This window comes from Protofrankia sp. CiP1_Cm_nod4 (assembly GCF_982290645.1).
Genome location: NZ_CEVIVC010000001.1, coordinates 128,468 through 149,536, shown reverse-complemented (window position 1 = coordinate 149,536; position 21,069 = coordinate 128,468). Strand labels below are relative to the sequence as shown.

At 71.5% G+C, this 21,069-nt stretch carries 18 protein-coding genes; 14 read left to right on the top strand and 4 right to left on the bottom strand.

Annotated elements, in window-relative coordinates; translation table 11 throughout:
- Nucleotides 1-10: 10 nt before the first annotated feature.
- Nucleotides 11-580 (bottom strand): hypothetical protein, encoded by a 570-nt coding sequence (locus AC5LSR_RS00590; protein ID WP_250291016.1) that lies wholly within the window; start codon nucleotides 578-580, stop codon nucleotides 11-13.
- A gap of 246 nt (nucleotides 581-826) precedes the next feature.
- Between AC5LSR_RS00590 and AC5LSR_RS00585 the strand changes: the two genes are divergently transcribed.
- The 4 genes from AC5LSR_RS00585 to AC5LSR_RS00570 all read left to right on the top strand — a co-directional run bounded on the left by AC5LSR_RS00585 (nucleotide 827) and on the right by AC5LSR_RS00570 (nucleotide 4,365).
- Nucleotides 827-1,102 (top strand): ferredoxin, encoded by a 276-nt coding sequence (locus tag AC5LSR_RS00585; RefSeq protein ID WP_250285463.1) that lies wholly within the window; start codon nucleotides 827-829, stop codon nucleotides 1,100-1,102.
- Nucleotides 1,103-1,702: 600 nt separating this feature from the next.
- Nucleotides 1,703-2,341 (top strand): TetR/AcrR family transcriptional regulator, encoded by a 639-nt coding sequence (locus AC5LSR_RS00580; RefSeq protein WP_250285462.1) that lies wholly within the window; start codon nucleotides 1,703-1,705, stop codon nucleotides 2,339-2,341.
- A 222-nt stretch (nucleotides 2,342-2,563) separates the two neighbouring features.
- Complete coding sequence (locus tag AC5LSR_RS00575) at nucleotides 2,564-2,704, top strand: hypothetical protein (RefSeq protein ID WP_250285461.1); 141 nt, start codon at nucleotides 2,564-2,566, stop codon at nucleotides 2,702-2,704.
- A gap of 431 nt (nucleotides 2,705-3,135) precedes the next feature.
- Complete coding sequence (locus tag AC5LSR_RS00570; RefSeq protein ID WP_250285460.1) at nucleotides 3,136-4,365, top strand: NAD(P)/FAD-dependent oxidoreductase; 1,230 nt, start codon at nucleotides 3,136-3,138, stop codon at nucleotides 4,363-4,365.
- An 18-nt stretch (nucleotides 4,366-4,383) separates the two neighbouring features.
- On the opposite strand, the gene AC5LSR_RS00565 is transcribed toward AC5LSR_RS00570, so the two are convergent.
- From AC5LSR_RS00565 to AC5LSR_RS00555, 3 genes are all read right to left on the bottom strand, one after another.
- Nucleotides 4,384-5,028 (bottom strand): TetR/AcrR family transcriptional regulator, encoded by a 645-nt coding sequence (locus tag AC5LSR_RS00565; protein ID WP_250285458.1) that lies wholly within the window; start codon nucleotides 5,026-5,028, stop codon nucleotides 4,384-4,386.
- A 241-nt stretch (nucleotides 5,029-5,269) separates the two neighbouring features.
- Nucleotides 5,270-6,229 carry a hypothetical protein gene (locus AC5LSR_RS00560; RefSeq protein WP_250285457.1) on the bottom strand — a complete coding sequence of 320 codons (960 nt, stop codon included), beginning with the start codon at nucleotides 6,227-6,229 and terminating at the stop codon, nucleotides 5,270-5,272.
- Nucleotides 6,230-6,266: 37 nt separating this feature from the next.
- On the bottom strand, nucleotides 6,267-7,058 hold the full coding sequence (locus AC5LSR_RS00555; RefSeq protein WP_250285456.1) for a hypothetical protein: 792 nt from the start codon (nucleotides 7,056-7,058) through the stop codon (nucleotides 6,267-6,269).
- 1,008 nt (nucleotides 7,059-8,066) lie between these two features.
- Here AC5LSR_RS00555 and AC5LSR_RS00550 point away from each other — a divergent pair.
- From AC5LSR_RS00550 to AC5LSR_RS00505, 10 genes are all read left to right on the top strand, one after another.
- A complete protein-coding gene (locus tag AC5LSR_RS00550; protein ID WP_250291024.1) occupies nucleotides 8,067-8,828 on the top strand; it encodes an ABC transporter permease in 762 nt (253 codons plus the stop codon).
- Between the two features lie 13 nt (nucleotides 8,829-8,841).
- Nucleotides 8,842-9,690 (top strand): ABC transporter permease, encoded by an 849-nt coding sequence (locus tag AC5LSR_RS00545; protein ID WP_250285454.1) that lies wholly within the window; start codon nucleotides 8,842-8,844, stop codon nucleotides 9,688-9,690.
- Nucleotides 9,691-9,825: 135 nt separating this feature from the next.
- Nucleotides 9,826-10,668, top strand: coding sequence for an ABC transporter ATP-binding protein (locus AC5LSR_RS00540; protein ID WP_250285453.1), 843 nt, complete (start codon nucleotides 9,826-9,828; stop codon nucleotides 10,666-10,668).
- Nucleotides 10,669-11,898 (top strand): MCE family protein, encoded by a 1,230-nt coding sequence (locus tag AC5LSR_RS00535; protein WP_250285452.1) that lies wholly within the window; start codon nucleotides 10,669-10,671, stop codon nucleotides 11,896-11,898. It abuts the gene before it with no gap.
- Complete coding sequence (locus tag AC5LSR_RS00530) at nucleotides 11,895-13,319, top strand: MlaD family protein (RefSeq protein WP_493464298.1); 1,425 nt, start codon at nucleotides 11,895-11,897, stop codon at nucleotides 13,317-13,319. Before AC5LSR_RS00535 ends, AC5LSR_RS00530 begins: the two co-directional genes overlap by 4 nt.
- Nucleotides 13,316-14,608: an MlaD family protein gene (locus AC5LSR_RS00525; protein ID WP_250291053.1), complete on the top strand. Its 1,293-nt coding sequence runs from the start codon at nucleotides 13,316-13,318 to the stop codon at nucleotides 14,606-14,608. The genes AC5LSR_RS00530 and AC5LSR_RS00525 overlap by 4 nt, the downstream gene beginning before the upstream one ends.
- Nucleotides 14,605-16,068 (top strand): MlaD family protein, encoded by a 1,464-nt coding sequence (locus AC5LSR_RS00520; protein WP_250287117.1) that lies wholly within the window; start codon nucleotides 14,605-14,607, stop codon nucleotides 16,066-16,068. Before AC5LSR_RS00525 ends, AC5LSR_RS00520 begins: the two co-directional genes overlap by 4 nt.
- Entirely contained in the window at nucleotides 16,065-17,387 is a 1,323-nt protein-coding gene (locus tag AC5LSR_RS00515) for an MlaD family protein (protein ID WP_250287116.1), read from the top strand. The genes AC5LSR_RS00520 and AC5LSR_RS00515 overlap by 4 nt, the downstream gene beginning before the upstream one ends.
- Entirely contained in the window at nucleotides 17,384-18,670 is a 1,287-nt protein-coding gene (locus AC5LSR_RS00510; protein ID WP_250287115.1) for an MlaD family protein, read from the top strand. The genes AC5LSR_RS00515 and AC5LSR_RS00510 overlap by 4 nt, the downstream gene beginning before the upstream one ends.
- Nucleotides 18,667-21,069: RND transporter family protein (locus AC5LSR_RS00505; protein ID WP_493468054.1), on the top strand; the 2,403-nt coding region annotated here is incomplete at its 3' end. The genes AC5LSR_RS00510 and AC5LSR_RS00505, both read left to right, overlap by 4 nt.

Sequence of the window (21,069 nt, the reverse complement as noted above, 5' to 3'; positions counted from 1 at the left end):
TCCCGCCGGACTAACCCTTCCGCAGGTGGTTACGCGTCAACTCGGTGAGTAGCATGATCGCGCCGATCACGAACGCGAAGAAGACCAGGACGGCCTCCCAGTGGGCGCCGGCGGCCAGCACGATGACCGCCACGACGGCCAGCACCTGCAGCACGTGCTGGGCCCACCATCTGCGCAGCAGCAGCGCCGCGAGCGCGGCCAGGATTGCGGTGCCCACCCCCAGTGCGAGCAGGTCCTGCGGCTGTACCTGCTCGGTCGTGCGGACCGTGCCCTCGCCGAGCCGGTCGCTCAGGTCCTGCGCAGTGCGCTGGTCGGGGTCGCCGGCCAGCGCGTCCATCCCGGCCCACAGCGTGGTGAACCCCACGATCAGCCAGCACACGACGGCCACGCCGAGCAGCGCCGGGAAACCGCCGGGCCGACCGGCCGCGGCGCTTCGCACGGTGTCCCCGCTCGCTCCCGTCGGGCTGCTTTCCGCCGGGGCGCTTTCCGCCGCTGCCTGCGGCCGTTCCCCGCCGACGCGGTCGGGACGCGGACGCGGCCGCGTGGCCGGGGTGTCACGGTGCCGGGGTGGAGCTGCCATTGCCGTTCCTTTCCTCCGCCGAGGAACGAAAGTAACAGCCGGCCATGGCGCGGTACCGGGTGAAGTATTCCTATCGAGGTATCTAAACACCCCGCACGAGCGATGAGACGCGCGCCGGGCCGCAATAGCTTCTGTGGCCTGGCACACGATACGGGCCGCTGACCAAGCCGCTGTTCCCCGTCTACCGCGATCTTGTCGAGGGCAAGGACGCGGTGGTCTCCTGAAAGCCCGGAAAGGCGCGAGCTGATGATGAGGAAGGCAAGGGCCACCAGCCACGGCCCGGACGGCGTCAACGGCGTCAACCGAGGTCACACCGGAGAGATGACTGACATGCGTATAGTGATCAACCGCAGCAGGTGCAGCGGCCTGGGTATGTGCGAGTCGATAGCCGAGGACGTGTTCGAGGTCCAGAAAGACGGCACTCTCCGTATCCTGATCGAGGACGTCGACCCCGCCCGCCGTGAGGAGATCCAGAGCGCGGTGGATGCCTGCCCGACCGAGGCGCTGAAAATCGTCGACTGACAGCCGCGCCGGTTCACTGCGCTGGTTCGCCGCGCCGGTCCGCCGTCCGGGTGCGCGTAACCCCGCGGGCTGGCGGCGACGCGGCCCGCGGCGGGAACGGGCCGCCGGGACGCCCGTCACCAGTGCCGGGACCTGCTGAAGCGCCGGGCGGGCTGAGCCCGGCGGGGAGCCCGCGCGGCCGGTCACGGCACACCGGTCACGGCACACCGGTCACGGAGCAGGACGGCGCCGCGGACGTCGTCCTGCTCCAGCGCGTGGCCGGCTCTTCCGTGCCGGCGGTGACCTGTGTGCCGGCGGTGACCTGGCGGCGATGGACGCGGCACCCGGCCCGTCCCGCCCGCGCCGCCTCGCTCGCCGACGCGGCCCACCCGGCCGTGAAGGCACGGGAGACGTTAACCAGGCCCGGCCCACACGCTCGGCGCGGCCCGTGGCCCGCGCGGGCCTCATGGGCCCATACCCTGGAGGAGCATCCTTGACAGGGAATCCAGGACGATTGCCCGTGCCCCCGGCGAGCGGGGGACGGCCATATTGACCGCAGGCTTCCTCGACCGGGGCTGACATGCCGCGGGGTCATGCCGCGGGGCCATGAGGAAGGACACGATGACGTCGAACGGGAGCGGAACCGAGGCGGCGGCCTCACGCTACGCCGACTACGCCGCGCGCAGCCGGACCACCCAGCAGCACATCCTCGACGCCGCCGTCCAGGTCCTGATCGAGTCCGGCTACAGCGGCGCCTCCACACTGAAGATCCAGGAGCGCGCGGGAGTCAGCCGCGGGCGGCTCCTGCACCAGTACCCTCACCGGGACGCGCTCCTGGTCGCGGCCGTACAGCACATCGCCGAGGTGCGGATCTCCTCGACCCACGATCCCGCCAGCTGGCCCCGCTCGCCGCACGACCGCGTCGAGGCCGCCGTCGACGCGGTGTGGTCGACCTACCATCAGGGCTACTTCTGGGCGGCGACCGAGCTCTGGCTGGCCGCACGTTACAACGCGCGCCTGGCCGAGGCGCTCGTGCCCAGGGAGTCCGCCCTCGGCAACGTGATCAGGGCGGAGATCGACAAGATGTTCGGGCCCGAACTCGTCCGGCGCCCCAACTACACCGCTCTTCGCGAGATGCTCAACACGAGCATGCGCGGGGTCGCGCTGACATACTCCTTCGACCCGCGCGACCCGCTCACGGATCCCCACCTCAAGGTGTGGAAGTCACTGGCCCGCCGGGAGCTCGGACTCGACACCTGACGCGTGCGGGACGACGCTTGGCGCATGCAGAACATGCAGAACATGCAGAACATGCAGGACCATATATGACATGCAGGACATGCAGGACAAGGCCGCATGTAGGGCAAGGCGGGGGGCTCCTCGCCCATGCCGTCCACCGTCGCGGCCCACACGGGTTCATCGCCGGCCTGCGGGCGCGTCGCCGTGTTACCCGCGCCACGGCACACTTGCGAAGCGGCGGTCGTGGTCAGGGCCGGCCGGGAGGTCACTCCGGCGCAGCTGCGCGAGTTCCTCAGCGGCAAGGTCGCCGAGTGGTGGCTGCCGGAACGCCGGGCCTTCGTCGAAGGGATCCCGCGTATCTCCGTCGGGAAATTGGATAGGTGATTGGATAGGTGAACTGCGCGGCTGCGGATCCCGCTGTTGCCCGGCTCGTCCGTCCCGCATGCCGACGCGGTGGATGTTCCCTCCTTGGAGAGGGCAACAGTCCCCTGGCGAGAGATGCGGCCCGGCGCGCGGAAAGGCAGGATCTGTTCCCGGTACGCTGCCCGGCCCGGCTGTTCCCGGCGGCGTGCGCACCGGATATTCCTGGTCGGCACCGGTACCACTGGAAGGGCGCACTGGAAGTGCGTACCAGAAGGGCTCACCAGAAGGACGTGGTATGCCCTTCGGGGGATGTGGTATGCACGTTTTTGTTCGACGGGGCGCGTGCCGTACCGCGGAGATCATGATGGGCGAAGAAATTTATTCCGTATTCAGTGGCGGCCTGGCTTCAGATGGTCTGGGGCGACCGGCCCGGAACAGAAGGTGATCAGACCATGACGTCTTCCCGCCCGCGTCTTGTCGTGGTGGGCGCTTCCCTCGCCGGTCTGCGCGCCGTCGAGGCCGCGCGCCGCCACGGCCACGACGGCCCGGTCACACTGGTCGGCGCGGAGGAGCATCTGCCCTACGACCGGCCGCCGCTGTCCAAGGCGTACCTGGAGCCGGGGGAGCCGCCCGCCGTGGCGTACCGCGACGAGTCCTACCTGCGCGAACAGCTCGGTGTCGAGCTGCTGCTCGGCCTGCCCGCGAGCGCGCTGGACACCGAGGCGCGGACCGTCCTGGTGGGGGAGCGCCCGATCGGCTACGACGCGCTCGTCATCGCCACCGGCGCGCGCGCCCGCCAGCTGCCGGCGGGCGAGCGGCTTGCCGGCGTGCACACGTTACGGACGCTCGACGACGCGCTGGCGGTGCGGGCCGCGCTCGACGCGGGCGCGCGGACCGTGGTCGTCGGCGCCGGGTTCATCGGCTCCGAGGTCGCCTCCGGCGCGCGCCGGCGCGGGCTGCCGGTGACCATCGTCGAAGCACTGCCCACCCCCCTCGCCCGGGCGGTCGGCACGCGGATGGGGGCCGCCTGCTCGGCGCTGCACCAGGCGCACGGCACCGACCTGCGCTGCGGCGTCGCGGTCGACACCCTCCTGGGGAACGGCCAGGTCGAGGCCGTGCGGCTCGCCGACGGCACGGTGCTGCCGGCCGACCTGGTCGTGGCGGGGGTCGGGGCGAGCCCGCAGACCGACTGGCTGGCCGGCTCGGGCCTCACGATCGACAACGGTGTGGTCTGCGACGAGACGCTGTGGACCGGCGCCCCCGGCGTCTACGCGGCCGGCGACGTCGCGCGCTGGCCCAACCCGCTGTTCCCCGGGCACATGCGAGTCGAGCACTGGACCAACGCCGCGGAGCAGGGCACGCTCGCCGCCACGAACGCGCTGAACCCCGACGAGGCCAAGCCGCACGAGAGCGTCCCGTACTTCTGGTCGGACTGGTACGACCACCGGATCCAGTTCGTCGGCGTGCCGCGGGCCGACGAGGTCCAGGTGGTGTGGGGCAGCGTCGACGAGCACCGCTTCGTCGCCCTCTACCGGCAGGGCGACCGGCTCACCGGCGCGTTCGCCGTCAACGGGATACGAGAGATCATGAAGTATCGGATACAGATCGGCCGGCGTACCTCCTGGGCGGACGCCCTGGCGTTCGCGGCCGGCCGGCCGGCCGCGGCACCGGCGTCCACGTGAACGGGCTGGGCCTGCGGGTCAGGGGCGCAGCGCGTGCAGCACCATCGACTGCGCCGTGGTGATCAGCGTTTCGAGCGGCCCGCGGTCGGGATGCCACCACTCGGCGGCCCAGTTGAGGGCACCGAGCACGAGCATGCGGGCCAGCAGGGGATCGACGTCGGGGCGTAGCTGGCCGCTGGCCTGCAGGGCCGCCACGAGCTCACGCCAGATGTCGTTGTAGGCGGACACCTCCGCGAGCGCCCGCCGGCTGATGGCCTCGGGCAGCTGGTTGGCGTTACGGATGATCGCGTGCGAGTAGGCCGAGATCTCCAGTTCGTGACGCAGGTGCGCGGCCACGGCGGCGGCGATCCGCTCGGACGGGGTGGCGTCGGACGGCAGCGCGGCGAGAGCCTCCTCGAGATGCGTCCGCATCGCCGCCGCGCCGACGAACATGACCTCCTCGATGAGGTCCTCGCGCGACGGGTAGTAGTAGTAGATCGCCGGTGCCTGCACACGTGCCTGTGCGGCGATGTCCGACAGCCTGGTCCCGCTGAAGCCCTTGCGGCTGAGCACCTCCGCGGCCGCGTCCAGCAGCCGGCCGCGGGTGCGCGAGGACTTCGGCGTGGTCGCAGCCTTCGGCGTGGTCGCCGTCCGTCCCTCGCCCCCGGCGGCGTTTTTTGCCACGGTTCAATAATAGGCTGCTCCAGCGCCGCGTCCCGCGGATGAGCCGGCAGCTGACGGTGCCCCGCCATCGGCCGGTGGCCAAGCCGGCGACAGCGCGGCGACAGCGCGGCGACAGGGTGACGACAACGCGGTGACAAAGCTGTGACGGGGCGCGGCTGTCGGAGACCGGGGTTCGTCGGGTGGGGTTGTTCCGGCGCGGCGGGCACGTGGGGGAGGGTGCGGCCACGCGCCCGCCGTGCGGTTACAGGATCTCGATGCTTGAGATCTTCCAGTGGCCGGCCTGGTTCTCCAGGATAAGGCCGAGGTGTGCCGGGCCGGAGGAGTTGGACTGCTGCGCCGACGCGCTCTTCGCGGCCTGGTCGGCCAGCACCAGCACGTCCGCGCGGCTGCCGTTGAGCGCTGTCACGCCGATGGCGCGGACGGTCGTGGTGACGGTGACCCCCCGGGTCGGGGCCTGCTGCAACAGCGGCCGGTAGAGCTGTTCGTACTGGTCGGTCGCGCGTCCGGTCAGGGAGTCCTTGGCGGCCTGCTCGGTGGTGGCGACGTTGCCCGGGTTGACCGTGAAGACCGTCTCCACGACCTTGCCGATGTCCTGGAGCAGGGCTGTCGTGGCGGCGGAGTCGACAAAGGCGTCATTGGTCGACACGGGATGACGGCCGGCCCGGTCCGCGTGCACGCCCAGCGCGACGGCCGCCGTGACCGCGGCCGCCAGGCCCGCCACGAGAGCCACGAGGACCTGGACGCGGGCGAGCGTGGGAACGGCGGGCGCGGGCAGCCGCCGCCGCCCGCCGCCACCGGGTGCGCCCGGCCCACCGGTGGCCGTCTCCAGGGCGGGCCCGTCCTGGTCCTCTCCGCCGGGGCTCTTCCCGTGGGGGGACGCCTCGGGGACGGCGGCCGCCTCGGACGCGTCAGGCGCACTGGACACGCCGGGCGTCCCGGATATGGCCAGCTCGGAGGTGGCCAGCTCCGATGTGGCCAGCTCCGGTGTGGCCACACCGGACACGGCTGAAGCGTCCGGCACGCCCTCCCCGGCCTTGTGATCGACAGCGGGGTCGACGTCATGGTCGATGTCGTGGCCGGCCGTGAGGCCGGCATTGCCGTCGCTGTCGCTGTCGTGCCGCTGTCGATGAGACGACCGCCGCCCCGGTGCGGACGGATGCGTGCTGGCCCTGCCGGTCCGGGAACGGTGAGCGGATGTCACAGGGGCGTCCTTATGATCATTGAGCGGCCGGGTGATGTCATGTCCCCGCCGGGAGCGTCTGGATGGAGCTGAGCTTCCAGCCGCCGGCTGTCCGTGTCACCTCGCCGGTCAGGCGGGTGCGCTCGGTGGTGGCCGGCTGTCCTTCGGGGACCGAGCGGATCTCGATGACCGCGATCACCTTGGCGGTGCCGGCGCCACGGTCGAACGCGACGAGGCCGCCCTGGATGAGCCGCGCGGTGCTGACGGTCCTGGTGTCGATGATCGTTTTGGTGATCTCCGCCCGTTCCTGCTGGACCTTCTCCTGAAGCGGGCCTGTCGAGGCGTTGGCCCAGCGGTCCAGGCCTTCCGCCGGCTGACGGTAGTCCACCGTGTTGAATATGACCATGCTGTTCTGCCCGGCGGCTGTCGCGGCATCGCGGTCGGCCGTGAACGCCGCCTTCGCGTTGTCGCTGGATCTCGCCTGGCTCCACCAGCGCGCCCCCTGCCAGGCGGACGCGGCCAGGGCGACGGCGAGCAGGCCCGCGAGCGCGAATCCCGCGATCAGGCGCACCCGGGGATAACGGGGCGCCGGGTCGTCCCGGCGGGCCCGGCGCGCCCGCCGCCGGCCGCCGGTGGGGCCGCCGGGCCGCGCCGGGTTCTCACCGGCCCCGGGGTGGCCAGCGGGCTGGCCCGGGGCCTGGTCCGCTACCTCTACCGGCTCCCGTTCCTGGTCCTGTACCTCTACCGGCTCCCGTTCCTGCCGGATGGTGGTGCCGCCCTCCGCGTCCTGGTCGTGGCCTTCGGCCTTCCCGTTGCCGGCGGTCCTGCGCGCGGTCAGTCGAAGCGCCATGACCGATGAGCCCTCCTGCCTGCCTGGCTGGCGACCGTGCTTTCGTACGCATCGGTCTGTTCAGCCGGTGTCGTGCCGACGCCGCGGCGTCCTCCGCCGGAGCCCGCCGTCCGTCCGGGGACAGCGAATCCTGAAAGTAGTCCGCTCCGCCCGTCAGTGGAATCTCTCTTGCGGAGAAGTTCCGCCCTTCTATGGGGTGACTGCCGACGGCGCGTGACGAGCCGCGGCATCGGCCGCAGCGGCCGTGGGAGCCGGGTGCCGAATCATCCGCGTGCCGGCGCGCGGGCCGGCTGCCAGGCCGCTTCCCGGTCCGGCGCGGGCTTTACGGCCCGTTCTCCCCGCCGGCCGGGGAGCCGGCGTTCCGGCTGTTATCCGGGTACCCGCTTCCGGGCCGTCGACATATTCAGCAGTTTTGTCAACAATAGTGATTGTTGTTTATTTGTTGATTGTCATTTACGGTGCCGTGTGATTTTTTGGCACCGTCATCCCGTCCCGTCACCCGTCTCATCACCTGTCCCGGCGCCGTTCAGCCGGCGGTGCCAGGACGGGTGTTCGCAGGGGAGACGCAGGTGGCGGGGTGTCGTCGGGGTGTCGTCGGGGTGGTGTCAGGGCATCGCCCGGACATCTGCTGTCATGGTGCATCCGGGGGTGGTGGGGCCGAGCCCCCCTGGTAGGGTGTGCTTTCCCCCTGTCCCACCCCAACGGGTAGGTCAATTCCTCCCCGGGGATGTCGCGACCATGCTCCCGCTGGAATAGGTTCATGGGCCAATAAAGATCCAATCCGTCTGGTGAATCTGGTACGGCGAGGTTCCGTACTCCGGTGAGTGCCTGAAAGCAACGGGAACCCGTTGACGACGGCACGGTGGGCCCGCGAGCACGATGCACCGCCGAGCTGATGCAGGGAGACAGATGACGCACCAGGTTGCGACCGGGCCCAGCCATCACCGCTCACGTTCCCGTCCCCTCGCCGCGAGTGTTATGACGAGGCTTCCACCGCTCCTTCAGCGCGTGGCCATCGACGTCGGGCAGAGCGGGCAGTTACTCGCGCAGCTGACGACCACGGCGGTACGCCAGCCACACGGGTACTGGGGGAGCACCCGCGACGAGATGTACGCGATGCTGCGCTTCTGCTGGCTGCCGTGCAGCCTCGCGGTCGGCGGCTTCACGTTCCTCATCGCGAACTACGCGTACGACCTGCTCAGCCTGCTCGGCGGGCAGAGCCGGATAGGCACCTACTTCGTGATGGCGAGTCTCCGGGAGATCTCGCCGTTCTGCACCGGGATGGCGGTCGCGGGCGTGATGGGCACGGCCATGACCGCGGACCTCGGCGCCCGGCGTATCCGGGAGGAGCTCGACGCGCTGAAGGTGCTCGGGGTCGACGCGACGCGGATGCTGGTGCTCCCCCGGGTGCTCGCCATCACGATCATGACGGTGGCCTTCACGATCATCGGTAGCGCGCTCGGCATCATCATGGCCATGATCTCCGCGACCGTGCTCGGCACGACGTCCGCCGGTGGCTACTTCGGCAGCTTCCTAGCGAGCCTGACCGCCCCTGAACTGGTCGGCGTTCTGATCAAGTCCACGCTCACCGGCCTGTTCATCGGCATCGTCTGCGCGCAGAAGGGGCTCACCGTGCGCGGTGGGTCGGAGGGCGTCGGGCGGGCCGTCAACGAGGCGGTGGTGCTGTGCTTCGCCGCCGTGTGGGTGATCAACTTCGTGGTGAACGCGACGATGCTCGGCCTGAACCCCGACATGCTGGCGAACCGGTGAGAGGCGTCCGACGATGACCGTGACCGACGAGCGGAAAGAGGCCGCGCCGGAGCCGGTAAGCAGCGGTGGCGGTGGTTTCGGCTCCTACAGCAGTGACCAGTCGCTGGTGAACGACCTCGGTGAGATCGCCAGGTTCGCGGTCGCCTCCGTGCGTCGTCTGCCGGGTGTGCGGCACTACGGCTCCGAGGTGCTGCGCCAGGCCGGGATCATGATTCTGTCCAGTTCCGGGATCATCTGGTTCATGATGGCGATGCTGGCCGCGGAGATCTCGCTGGAAGGCCACTATCTCCTCAGCCAGCTGGGCGCCGGCGGTTACACGGCGGTGTTCACCTCGACCGGTGACTACACGGTCGCCCCCGAGATGTGGGGATGGATCCTCTCGGCGAAGGTCGCCTGCGGGCTGGTCGCCGAGCTCGGCTCGATGCGGATCAGCGAGGAGATAGACGCGCTGGAGGTCATGGGCCTCGACTCGCACTCGTATCTCATCAGCACCCGGCTGCTCGCGGTCGTCATCGTCACGCCGTTCATGTTCGTCGCGGGCACCGGGATCATGTACTACGTCAACTACGTGCTGAACGTGCACGTGTTCCACAGCGTGTCCGCGGGCGGGTACCTCTCCGTCTTCTGGGCCTTCCAGACCCAGCAGGACCTGCTGCTGTCGCTGCTCATGGGCGCGACGATGGGAATCATGATTGTCCTCGTCGGCTGCTACTACGGGTACACGGCCAGTGGCGGTCCGGTCGGGGTCGGCAAGAACACGGCGAAGTCCATGGTGATCAATCTGGTCATCGTCAGCGTGATCGGGGCGGTGTTCCAGCAGATGTTCTTCGGGTCGCTGACACGCGCGCCCATCGGGTTCTAGGGCGGTCCGGCAGATGCCCGACCGTGTGGGTGGCGCCCACCTCGACCAGCACCCGTCAGACATGGCCCGACCGGCCGGCGGCGACGCGCGCCGGGTTCTCTTACGCCCGGGATTCCTGGAGGAAAGGAGCGGTGAATGTCCACGAGTGACGACCTCGTAGGCGGGAACGTCGATCCGTGGCTGTCGGTGAGTGAGCCGGACCCGCCGGGCCACGAGCCGGATCTCACCCACAGCGTGCAGATCCGCAACGTGAAAAAGGCGTTCGGCTCGTTCCACGTGCTGACCGGGCTCAACCTGGACTTCGCGGACAACGCCATCACCACAGTCCTCGGCCCCTCCGGTACCGGTAAGAGTGTGCTGCTGAAGCACATCGTGGGCCTGCTCGAGCCCGACCACGGAGAGGTCGTCGTGTTCGGGCAGGACATCTGGAGCGTCTCCGAGCGGGAGCGGCAGGAGATCCGCAAGCGGTTCGGCGTCCTGTTCCAGGACGGCGCGCTGTTCGGCTCGATGAACATCTACGACAACGTCGCCTTCCCGCTGCGCAAGCACACGAACAAGAGCGAGACGGAAATTCGCAAGATCGTGATGGAACGGCTGGAGGAAGTCGGTCTGACACGGGCCGTCAACAAGGCTCCGGGCGAGGTCTCCGGTGGTATGAAGAAGCGCGCGGGTTTCGCCCGCGCGCTGGTGCTCAACCCGAGCGTCGTCATGTTCGACGAGCCGGACTCGGGTCTGGACCCGGTGCGTACGAGCCTGCTGAACGACCTGATCCTCAAGCTGCACGCGGAGCACGGCGGTACCTACATACTGGTCACCCACGACATCCGGACCGCGCGCAAGGTAAGCGACTACGTGGGCGTGGTGTGGAAGGGGAAGCTCGTTCACTACGGCGAGACCGAAGAGGCGTTCAACTCCGAGCTGCCCTTCGTCCGCCAGTTCCTGTCCGGTGACTCGGTGGGCCCCCTGGGGATGGACTGAATGATATCCCGACGACTGGTCGTCATCGCGGCGTTGGTGGCTGCCGCCGTCGTCGGCGGCAGCCTGCTCTGGCGCACCGACGAGGGCTACGAAGTGACAGTGGTGATGCCGTCGGCGGCGCAGCTCGCCAACGGCTCACCGGTGTGGATCAACGGTTTCAGCGCGGGGTCGGTCAGGAGCCTGGAGGCCAAGAACGGCAAGGCGGTCGTCACCGTCTCCCTGGCCGGCAAGTACGCACCCCTGCATGACGGCACCACCTCGCGGGTGGAATGGAACTCCGCCATCGGCGAACGCATGCTGACGCTGTATCCGGGGCCGGCCGCGAACGCGCGGATCCCGGAGCACGGCATCATCGAGAGCGAGTCCAAGCAGATCGAGGTCGACCAGGTCCTCGCCGCGCTGGACAAGCCGACCCGGGACAGGGTCAACTCGCTGCTGACCGAGCTGAACCACACGGTGGACGGCCGGGAGCCGGACCTCAACGCGACGATCAGGAGCGCCGGCTCCAGCGTGCAGGCGCTCGGGGAGATCCTGCAGGCGGTCGGGCGTGACGGCCCGGCCATCCGCGAGCTGGTCACCCAGCTCCAGCAGATGATGGCGATAGGCGCCGACCACCGCCAGCAGCTCGCCTCGGTGGTGAGCGACCTGACCAGCGTGACCGGTGCGGTCGCGAACCAGCAGCAGCAGCTCTCCGAGGGCCTCAAGGAGCTGCCGTCGACGCTGCAGACCGCGAAGGGCACCCTGGACCGGGTCCCCAAGGCGGGGGAGCCGACCATCGCGCTGCTGCAGGACCTCCGGCCGGCGACCGGCAGGCTGCCGTCGGTGGCGAAGAACCTCAGCCCGGTGCTCACCGAGCTGCGCCCCAGCCTCGCCCAGCTGCGTCCCACGGTGGTGTCGGCGCAGGCGCTGCTGCGGGAGACGCCCGGTCTGCTCGACAACTCCCACGAGGTCGTCCCGCCCGTCACGCAGCTGGTGAACAGCCTGCAGCCCGCGGTCGCCTTCCTACGCCCATACACCCCTGAAGGGATAGGGATGTTGCACAACTGGGGCCAGGCCTTCGCCCCGTACGACGGGCAGGGGCACCTGTGGGCAGGCCTGCTCGCCCCGGGCACCAACATGATCGACGAGAGCGTGGTGCAGCCACCGGGGTCGCGCCGTGACCCCGAGCCGTATCCCGGGGATCCGGTCGACCAGCCCTGGACGGACGCGACCGGGAGCGGGATCCGATGAGCGCCGGTGGATCGGGCCGCAGACGGCCCGTGGTCATCGCGCTGGTGGCGGCGGTGGCACTGGTAGCGGGCATCGTCGTGTGGACCTCGGGGGACGACGACGCCGTCGAGGTGACCGCGATGTTCGACGACGCCAGCCCGCTGGTGCCCGGCAACACGGTCAAGGCGTCCGGGGTGGACGTCGGCACGGTGCAGTCCATCAGCCTGGCCGGCGGCCGGGCGCGGGTACGCATGAAGGTGGACCGCAGCGTGCTGCCGCTGCACAAGGACGTGCAGGTGACCATCACCACGCAGGACCTGCTCGGTGAACGGTTCATCCTGCTGGAGCGCGGGTCGCCGTCGGCGCCGGTGCTCCCCGAGCCCCTGGTGATCCCACAGACCCAGACCAACCGGGTGGTGGACCTGCAGGACGTGCTCAACGCGGTGGACACGCCGACCGCCTCCGCCCTCGGCGCGCTGCTGACCAGCACCGGCGAGGGCCTGAAGGGGCAGGGCAAGCAGGCCGCGGACGCGATCACCGCGCTGGAGCCGGCGATGACACAGGCCAAGGACCTCGCCGCGATCCTCGACCAGCAGAACGAGCTGCTGACCAAGCTGGTGGACGACGCCCAGCCGGTGGCGAACGGGCTGGCCACCGACAACGGGCAGAGCCTCGACCGGCTGGTCGGGTCGGCCACGGACACGCTCGCGACCGTGGCGGCCAACCGCAAGGCCCTGCAGGACTCCCTCGTCCGCCTGCCGGGGACCATAGCCAGTGCGCGCGGCACGCTCGCGCAGCTGGCCGGTGTCGCCGACCCGGCGACCCGCACGCTGGCGTCGCTGCGCCCGGTCACCGACGACCTCAGCGACATCACCGGTGAGCTGCACCGGTTCGCCGACGCAGCCGACCCCGCGCTGGCCTCCCTGCCGCCGGTCCTCGACCGGGCCAGCACGCTGCTGGACGAGGCGGCGCCGCTGGTGAAGGCACTGCGCCCGGCCACGCCGGACCTGCTCGGGGTGTCGGTGTCGGCGCGGACGCTCTCGGAACAGGCGCTGAGCCTGCGGCTGACGAACCTGATGGAGTTCGTCAAGGGCTGGTCGATGGCGACCAGTGACTACGACGCCATCAGCCACTACTTCAAGGCGATGCTCCCGCTGTCGCCGAAGGTCCTGGGGCAGACCGTCGGCGGGCTCGTGCCCGGGCTGCCGGACGCGCCGGTCCCCAGCCTGCCGCTGCCCGCGCCGCCGGAGCTGCCGCTGCCGGGCAAGACCAACGCGCCGGCGGCGTCCGCGCCCGCCAACGGCGGGCGGACCGGTGCCGCCGCGCCGGCCACCGCCGGCGGTGGCACGTCCGCCCCGGCTGCCGGCGGCAGCGCGACCGGGCTGACCGAACGGCAGGAGAACTCGCTGCTGGGGCAGCTGCTGGGGGGAGTGCTGTCATGACAACGCCGGAGTTCCGCGCACGGACGCGCTCCTTCCGCGCCGGCGGCATCGTGCTGGCCGTCCTGGCGGTGATCCTGTACCTGACCTTCAAGGCACAGAGCGGGCTGCCGTTCGCGCCGACGACGACGGTGCGCGCGTCGTTCGACAACGTCCACTCGCTGCGGGTCAACGACGGCGTCCGGGAGATGAGCAAGCGCGTCGGGCGGGTCAGCGCGATCGACTACGTCAACGGCACCGCGGTGGTGACCATGCAGCTCGACGGCAACGTCGACGTCTACCGGGACGCGCACGCGGAGATCTGGGACGTCTCGGCGCTGGCGACGAAGTTCGTCGAGCTCAACCTGGGTACCTCGGCGGCCGGCAAGCTCGGCGACCAGACCATCGCGGCGACCCGCAACGTCAACTCGGCCGACCTCTACCAGCTGCTCGACGTGCTCGACCAGCCGACCCGGGACGCGGCCACCCGGACGGTGCGCGCTCTCGGCGGCGGGCTGGCCGGGCACAGCGACGACCTGCAGGACCTGCTGAAGAGCGCGCCCAGCCTGCTGGAGGACATCGGCACCGTCTCCCAGGCGCTCGCGTCCGACCAGACGGACCTGCCCACGCTGCTGACGGACCTCGACCGGCTGGCCGGCCGGCTCGACGACCGGCAGCAGCAGATCGCATCCCTCGTCAACCAGTCCGACCAGACGTTGCGGGCGGTGTCGGTGGACGGGAACAAGCCGCTGACCGCCACCCTGCAGCGGCTGCCGGGCACGCTGGACACAGCCAGGCAGGCGCTGGACTCGCTGAACGCGCCGCTGGCCGACACCGCCTCGGCGGTGCGTGACCTCGAGCCGGGTGCGGAAGCGCTGGGCGCGTCAGAAGCCGACCTGCGCGGCGTGCTGGTGGAGGGGGTGCCGGTCGCGGGCAAGGTTCCCCCGGTGGCGAAGCAGGCCATCCCCGCCGTCGAGGACCTGACCCGCACGGTCGCGGACGCCCGTCCGCTGGCGCCGCCGGTGCGGCAGGCGGTCGGTGACCTGCTCACCCCGCTGCGGGTGCTGGCGCCGTACGCGCCGGAGATCGGGCAGCTGTTCGTCCGCGGCCAGAGCTTCGTCTCCGAGGGGCCCGCGCCGGGGATCCGCTACGCCCGGCTGGGGCTCAACCCCGGTCTGGGGACCGTGACCAGCGGTCTGCTGCCGTCCGGGAACTTCTATCTGAACCAGTACCCCCGGCCCGGTCAGGCGTCACAGGACCGCGCGCAGGGGCTTCCGGCGGGTATCCCGCTGGTGGGGGGGACGGCCCGATGAGTGTGCTGCGGCGTCAGCGGGCGAGCCTCGCCCATCTCGGACAGCGGATACCCACCAAGGTGCTCGGCCTGGTGGTGCTGGCCGTGCTGGCCCTGGTCGGTTTCTTCGCCTTCAACCGGGCCCGCATCCTGATCACGGTGGGCTCCGGTGAGACGGTCAAGGCGGAGTTCGCGCGGGACTACAAGCTCGAACCGTTCAAGAGCGTCGTGAAGGTCTCCGGCGTCAAGGTCGGAGACGTCACGGGCGTGAAGGAGACCGACCGGCACACCGCCCTGGTGTCGATGAAGATCGACGGATCGGTGCTGCGGAAGCTCGGGGACCAGCCGTCCGCGGCGGTGCGGCCCACGCTGCTGGTGGGTGGCGCCTACTACGTCGAGCTCACCCACGGGGGGCCGGGCGGCGGCTTCGGCGCCGGGCGGACGATCCCGGTGGAGCGCACCAGCGTGCCGGTCGAGCTCGACCAGGTCCTCAGCGCCATCACGCCGGACGCGCAGAAGTCAATCCCGCGCACGGTCGAGCGGCTGGACGCGACGCTGCGCAACGACGGGCAGGAGGAGCTGCGTAAGATCATCACGGACGCGCCGGACACCCTCGAACCGGCCGGGGTGGTGCTCAGCGCCGCCCGCGGCACCCGTCCGGACACCGACCTGACCGGGGTGGTCACCGGCCTGCAGCACACGGCGGCGGCCCTGACCAAGCAGGACGGCCAGCTCGACTCGATCATCACCTCGCTGGCGACGACCTCGTCGGCGCTCGCGGACGAGCGCCGGCCGCTGGCCCAGACGGTGGCGGACCTGCCGCAGACGCTGCAGACCACCCGCGCCGGCCTCGCCGACCTCGACCCCACCCTGGACAAGCTGACCACGACCGCGCAGGCGTTCCGGCCGGCGGCCCGCCAGCTCGACCCGGTGCTGGCCAAGCTCGACCCGGTGCTGGAGCGCACCCTGCCGGTAGCGACCGACCTGCGGATCCTCCTGCAGGACGCCCGGCCGCTGGTCGACCGGCTGGTGCCCACCGCGCAGGACGCCAACGGGGTCCTGACCGACGTGCGCGGGCCGGTGCTGGAGCGGCTCAACGGGCCGATCGTCCAGACGGTGCTCGCCCCGTGGCACGGCACCGGGGTCTACAAGGGCGGCGGCAACGATCACCTGCTGTACCAGGAGCTCGGCTACTGGTTCTCCCACGGTGACGACGTCTTCAAGTTCCATGACAGCAACGGCGCGGCGGGCCGGCTGATGGCCGGGGTCGGGGTCAACTCCGTCGGCGGGACCGCGACGGTGCTGCCGCTGGAGCAGTACCTGGAGTCCCTCGGCCTGCAGCAGCCCCTGGGGCCGCAGGAAGGCACCAGGCAGGGCGCGCCGGGCCTGATCCCGCCGCCGGCGGCGGGGCCTGACGCGGGCGCGCTCGGCAAGCTGGTGACCTCGCTGGACCTTCCGCTGGTGTCGAGGAGTTTCCCATGAGCGCATCCCTGCGTCGCCGCTGGGAGCGGATCAGGACGGTGCCCGGGCTGGGCCGTGACGTGACCGCGGTGACGGTCCTCATCGTGCTCGGCCTGGTGGCAGCCGTGATCATCCAGTCCCGGCTGAGCTCGACGCCACCGTGGGCGAAACGGTCGGTCGTCAAGGCCGAGTTCGCCTCGGTGCCCGGCGTGAACCCGACGAGCTCCAACCAGGTCACGATCGCGGGCGTGAAGGTCGGGAAGATCGCGGACTGGTCGGTCAGCGACCACGCGACGGCCATCCTCACGCTGGAGATCGAGCCCGGGCACACCGTGTACGACAACGCCCGCGCGGTGCTGCGCCCGAAGAACGCGCTCAACGAGATGTCGGTGGAGATCAACCCCGGGGGGCCGCCCGGCCGGGCGCTGCGTTCCGGCGGGCTCATCCCGCTGAAGCAGACGTCCCGGCCGGTGCAGGCCGACGAGGTGCTCGGCCATCTTGACGAGCGCACCCAGCTGGCCCTCACCGACCTGCTCGTCGAGTCCGACGTCGCGCTGGCGCGGTCCGAGAAGGAGCTGCCCGCCGGCCTGGCCGCGACGGACGGCACGATCACCCAGCTGCAGCCGGTGGTCGAGGCGCTGCAGACCCGCCGGGAGAAGATCAGCCAGCTCGTGACCGCGCTGTCGCAGATCTCCACCGCGGTCGGCGGCAACGACCAGCGGGTCGCCCAGCTCGCGACGGCGACCCAGCAGACGCTGGGGACGCTGGCGGGCAACGACGGGCAGCTGCGCGACAGCATCGCGCAGCTGCCCGGCCTGACCGACCAGCTCCGCAGGACGCTGACCAGCACCCAGGAGCTGACCGAACAGCTCGACCCGACGCTGGACAACCTCCACCGCGCCTCCGGCGAGCTGCCGCAGACGCTGGAACGGCTGGAAAGCACCGTCGACGAGCTGGGGCGCACCGTCGACTCGGCGAAGCCGGTGGTCAGCAAGGCCCGGCCGGTGGTCGCCGACCTGCGCCCGATGGCCGACGAGATCGACAGCTCGCTGCTCAACTTCCGGCCGATCACCCGTAACCTCGACCGCGACACCCGGACGGTGGTGTCCTACCTCGGCGACATCCAGGCGTTCGTGTACAACACCTCGTCGGTGTTCGGCGCGGGGGACGCCCAGGGCAGCATCATCCGCGGGCACCTGGTCGTGCCGCTGCCCGCCGCCGGGGTACTGCCGAAGCAGCCGCCGAACGGCTACTTCCCCGGACCGGAGAACGGCCTGCCCACCGGCAGCACCGCCACCGGTACCGCCACCGGCACACGGCAGGGAGGCCAGAGCCGATGAGAGCACTGACCGGGACGTTGGGCCGGCTGGTCACCGTCCTGCTGTTCCTCGCCGGGAGCCTCGGGATCCTCATCTTCCTGTTCCGCGGGACCGGTGCGCGGATCCCGCTGGTCGAGGGTGGTGAGTACACCTCCTCCGCGGTGTTCACGGACATCGACAACCTGGTGAAGGCGAGCCGGGTGCAGATCGCGGGCGTGCAGGTCGGCCAGGTCCGCGAGGTCACCCGGCGGCCGGACGGGCTGCGGGTCGCGTTCTCGCTGGACAAGAAGGCCGCCCCGCTGCACGAGGGGGTGAGCGTGCGCCTCGGCGAACGTTCCCTCGTCGGCGAGGGCTACCTGGACATCACCGACGGTGACGGCCGGGTGCTGCCCTCCGGCAGTACCATCCCCGCCGGCGCGGTGAAGCCCAGCACGCAGCTGCGCGACGTGCTCGCCAGCCTGGACACGGACAGCCGCACGGAGCTGGGCGCCCTGCTGCGGTCGCTGGGGCAGGGCACCGAGGGCCGTCAGCAGGACGTCTCCGCGGCCCTCGACGGGCTGGGCGACATCGGCCGGGAGGGGCACACCGCCCTGGACGCCATCGCGGCCCAGTCCGAGGACCTCAAGGCGCTGGCGCAGCAGACCGCCGTCGTGCTGCGGGCCCTCGACACCGGGCAGGGGCAGATCGCCGCCCTGGTGGACAACGCCAACCGGCTGACCCAGGCCACCGCCGGCCAGCAGCAGGCCGTCGAGGACGTGCTGCGGCAGACACCCGGCGTGCTCGACAGCGCCAGGACCGCGTCGGGCACCCTGACGAAGCTCGCCGGGGCACTGGCACCGGTCGCCTCCGACCTGAGGACGGCCTCGCCGCTGCTGAGCGAGGCGCTGCAGCAGCTGCCCGACACCACGGCGGACCTGCACGGGCTGCTGCCCCCGCTGTCGGGCGCGCTGGACCTGGCACCCGACACCCTCACCCGCGTGCCCACCCTGGGCAGTGATGTCCGCGGCGCGATCCCACCGGCGCAGACGCTCCTGAAGGACGTCAACCCGATGCTGTCGTACATCAAGCCCTACGGGCCCGAGCTGGCGGCCTACCTGGCCAACTTCAACGCGGTCCTGCAGTACACCGACGAGTCCGGGGCCCACTACCTGCGGCTGATCCCGCTGGTCAGTGACCAGTCCCTCCAGACACCCGTCCCGTACCACATCCTGACCTACACCAACCCGTTCCCGGCACCAGGCACGGGCGCGAAGCCCGGGCCGTTCACCGGTCCGTACCCGCGGGTGGAGCAAGACCCCGAATGAGGGTCCGCAGGCCCGCCATCCGGCGCTCGCCGGCGCGGGGGAGCCGTCCCCCGCGCCGGCCGGGCGTGCCGCGCCGGCTGCCGTCCCCGGCCCGGGGGCCGCGGTGGCTGCCGGCGCGGCCGCGCCGGCGCCCGTCCGCGCGGGCCTGCGCCTGGCTCGCCGTCGTGCTGCTCGTGGCGCTGGCGACGGGGGTGGGGCTCACCCGCGTCGAGTCGGACACCACGACGGCGTCCTTCCTGCCCGCCGGGGACCCGGCACAGCGCGCGTTGGAGGAGTCCGCGCGTTCCTTCGGCGGCGACCCGGTCGTCATCCTCGCGGAGTCCGCGGGCGCGCGTGAGCTGCTGGGCGCCGAGGAGATCCCCAAGCTGGTGGCGCTGGAGGGCAGCCTGGCGCGGCTGCCCGACGTCGCCGTGGTCTACGGCCCGGGGACCATACTGAACCAGATCGCCGGTGCGGCGCAGAACCTGCTCGCGACCATTTCCGGCAGACGGGACGCCCTGCGGGCCGAGGCCGAGGAGCAGGCGCGCGCCGCCGGCCGCTCCGACGCCGAGGCCACCCAGGCCGCGGACGCGGCCGTCGCCGAGTACGACCTGCGCTACGGCAGCCTGCTCGTGCGTGGCCTGCCCGCCGGCCTGCCCACACTGCGCAACCCGTCCTTCGTCAACGCCGTGGTGTTCGACCAGGACGGCTCCCCCCGCCAGCAGTGGCGGTTCGTGGTGCCGTCGCCGAACGCCGCCGCCGTCCTGGTCCGTCCCCGGGAGGGGCTGGACCAGGCGGGAACCGAGCGGCTGGTGGCCGCCGTGCGGCAGGTCGCCGGCAGCGCCGGGCTGCGCACGAGCAGGCTGACCGTCACCGGCATGCCCGCGATCGCCGCCGATCTCGGCGGGCAGGTGCGGCGCGAGATCCCGCTGCTCGGCGGGCTGGCCCTCGGGCTGATCGCCGCCTGTTACCTGCTGGTGCCCTGGGTGCGCCGCCGCCACCGGCTGCTGCCGCTGACCGCGACGCTCGGCGCGACAGCGCTCACCCTCGCGGCCCTCGGCTGGCTGGGACACCCGCTCTCCCTCGGCGTCGTGGCCTTCCTGCCCATCCTGGTCGGGATCGGCAGCGACTTCCCCGCCTACCTGATCCGGGGCGCCGAGCCGCGGCGGGTGGTCGTGGCGGCACTGGCCAGCGCCGCGGGCTTCGCCTCGCTGGGGCTCTCGCCGGTGCCGTTCGTCCGGGACCTCGGATGGGCGCTCGCGGCCGGCGTCCTGCTCGCCGTCGGGCTGGGCTTCCTCACCCGGCGCTGGGCCGCGCCCGCCGCGGTGGGGCATGCGGTGAGCCAGCATGAGATGGGCCAGGAGGCGGGTGCGGACAGGCCGCTGCCGGCGATGTCGCGGGCGCGCCGGGCCGCCGTGCTGGTCATGCTCGTCGCCGTCGCCGCGGCGGGCTGGTCGGCGCTGGCGTTCCTCGACATCGAGGCCCGGCCGGACCGGCTCGCCGACGGCGTGTCCACGCTGGCCGACGCGCAGCACGCCGAGGAGGTGCTCGGATCGGCCGGCGAGGTCCAGATCCTGGTCAGCGGCACGAACGTGATCACACCGCAGGCGCTGGCCTGGATGCGGCAGGTCGAGGACACCACCATCCGCCGGTTCGGGGGCGACCTGCACCCCATCGTGAGCCTGCCCGGCCTGCTCGCCTTCCTGGGCGACTCGCCGACACCCGACCAGATCACGGCCGGGCTCGGGCAGCTCCCGCGCTACCTCGCCACCGCGGTCGTGCGCAACGACGGCCGCCAGGCGGTGATCAGCTTCGGTGTCGAGCTGCAGGACGTCGCGCGCCAGCAGGACCTGCTGCGGAACGTGCGGGCCGCGCTGCCCCGACCGCCGGAGGGGCTGACCGCCGAGCTGGTCGGGCTGCCGGTGGTGGCCGCGCGCGGGTACGAGCTGGTGTCCGGCGACCGCTACCCGGCAAGCCTGATCGGGATCGTTGCGGCGGGGCTGGTGCTGCTGGTAGGCCTGCCGCGACGTTCCGACGCGGCGCGTGCCGTGCTGGCCGCGGTGCTGGCCACCGGGTGGGGACTGGCCGGGGCGTGGGTGTGCGGCGTCGCGCTCACCCCGTTGACCGTCTCCCTGGGCTCGCTGGCCACCGCCACCGCGTGCGAGTTCAGCGTGCTGCTCGGCCAGGGGTACGCGCGCCGGTCGCCACACCTGCGCCGGTCGGTGGCGGTGGCGGCGCTGGCCGCGTCCGCCGGCTACCTCGCGCTGGCGGCGTCCGGTCTGTCGCTCATCCGGCAGTTCGGTATCTTCCTGGCGGCCACGGTCGGCCTGTCGCTGCTGGCGGCGTTCGTCGTCGTCCGGCTGTTCCCCGTCCGGCCGGCGGCCGGGCCGCGGGCCGACAGCGCGGGCGGCGCGGCGCCG

Excerpts from the sequence above, each read along its gene's own strand:
- AC5LSR_RS00540 (WP_250285453.1), top strand. The coding sequence starts at position 9,826 with ATGTCCACGAGTGACGACCTCGTAGGCGGGAACGTCGATCCGTGGCTG.
- AC5LSR_RS00555 (WP_250285456.1), bottom strand. The coding sequence starts at position 7,058 with ATGGCGCTTCGACTGACCGCGCGCAGGACCGCCGGCAACGGGAAGGCC.
- AC5LSR_RS00520 (WP_250287117.1), top strand. The coding sequence starts at position 14,605 with ATGAGTGTGCTGCGGCGTCAGCGGGCGAGCCTCGCCCATCTCGGACAG.
- AC5LSR_RS00590 (WP_250291016.1), bottom strand. The coding sequence starts at position 580 with ATGGCAGCTCCACCCCGGCACCGTGACACCCCGGCCACGCGGCCGCGT.
- AC5LSR_RS00535 (WP_250285452.1), top strand. The coding sequence starts at position 10,669 with ATGATATCCCGACGACTGGTCGTCATCGCGGCGTTGGTGGCTGCCGCC.
- AC5LSR_RS00515 (WP_250287116.1), top strand. The coding sequence starts at position 16,065 with ATGAGCGCATCCCTGCGTCGCCGCTGGGAGCGGATCAGGACGGTGCCC.
- AC5LSR_RS00580 (WP_250285462.1), top strand. The coding sequence starts at position 1,703 with ATGACGTCGAACGGGAGCGGAACCGAGGCGGCGGCCTCACGCTACGCC.
- AC5LSR_RS00525 (WP_250291053.1), top strand. The coding sequence starts at position 13,316 with ATGACAACGCCGGAGTTCCGCGCACGGACGCGCTCCTTCCGCGCCGGC.
- AC5LSR_RS00530 (WP_493464298.1), top strand. The coding sequence starts at position 11,895 with ATGAGCGCCGGTGGATCGGGCCGCAGACGGCCCGTGGTCATCGCGCTG.
- AC5LSR_RS00585 (WP_250285463.1), top strand. The coding sequence starts at position 827 with ATGATGAGGAAGGCAAGGGCCACCAGCCACGGCCCGGACGGCGTCAAC.
- AC5LSR_RS00545 (WP_250285454.1), top strand. The coding sequence starts at position 8,842 with ATGACCGTGACCGACGAGCGGAAAGAGGCCGCGCCGGAGCCGGTAAGC.
- AC5LSR_RS00570 (WP_250285460.1), top strand. The coding sequence starts at position 3,136 with ATGACGTCTTCCCGCCCGCGTCTTGTCGTGGTGGGCGCTTCCCTCGCC.
- AC5LSR_RS00510 (WP_250287115.1), top strand. The coding sequence starts at position 17,384 with ATGAGAGCACTGACCGGGACGTTGGGCCGGCTGGTCACCGTCCTGCTG.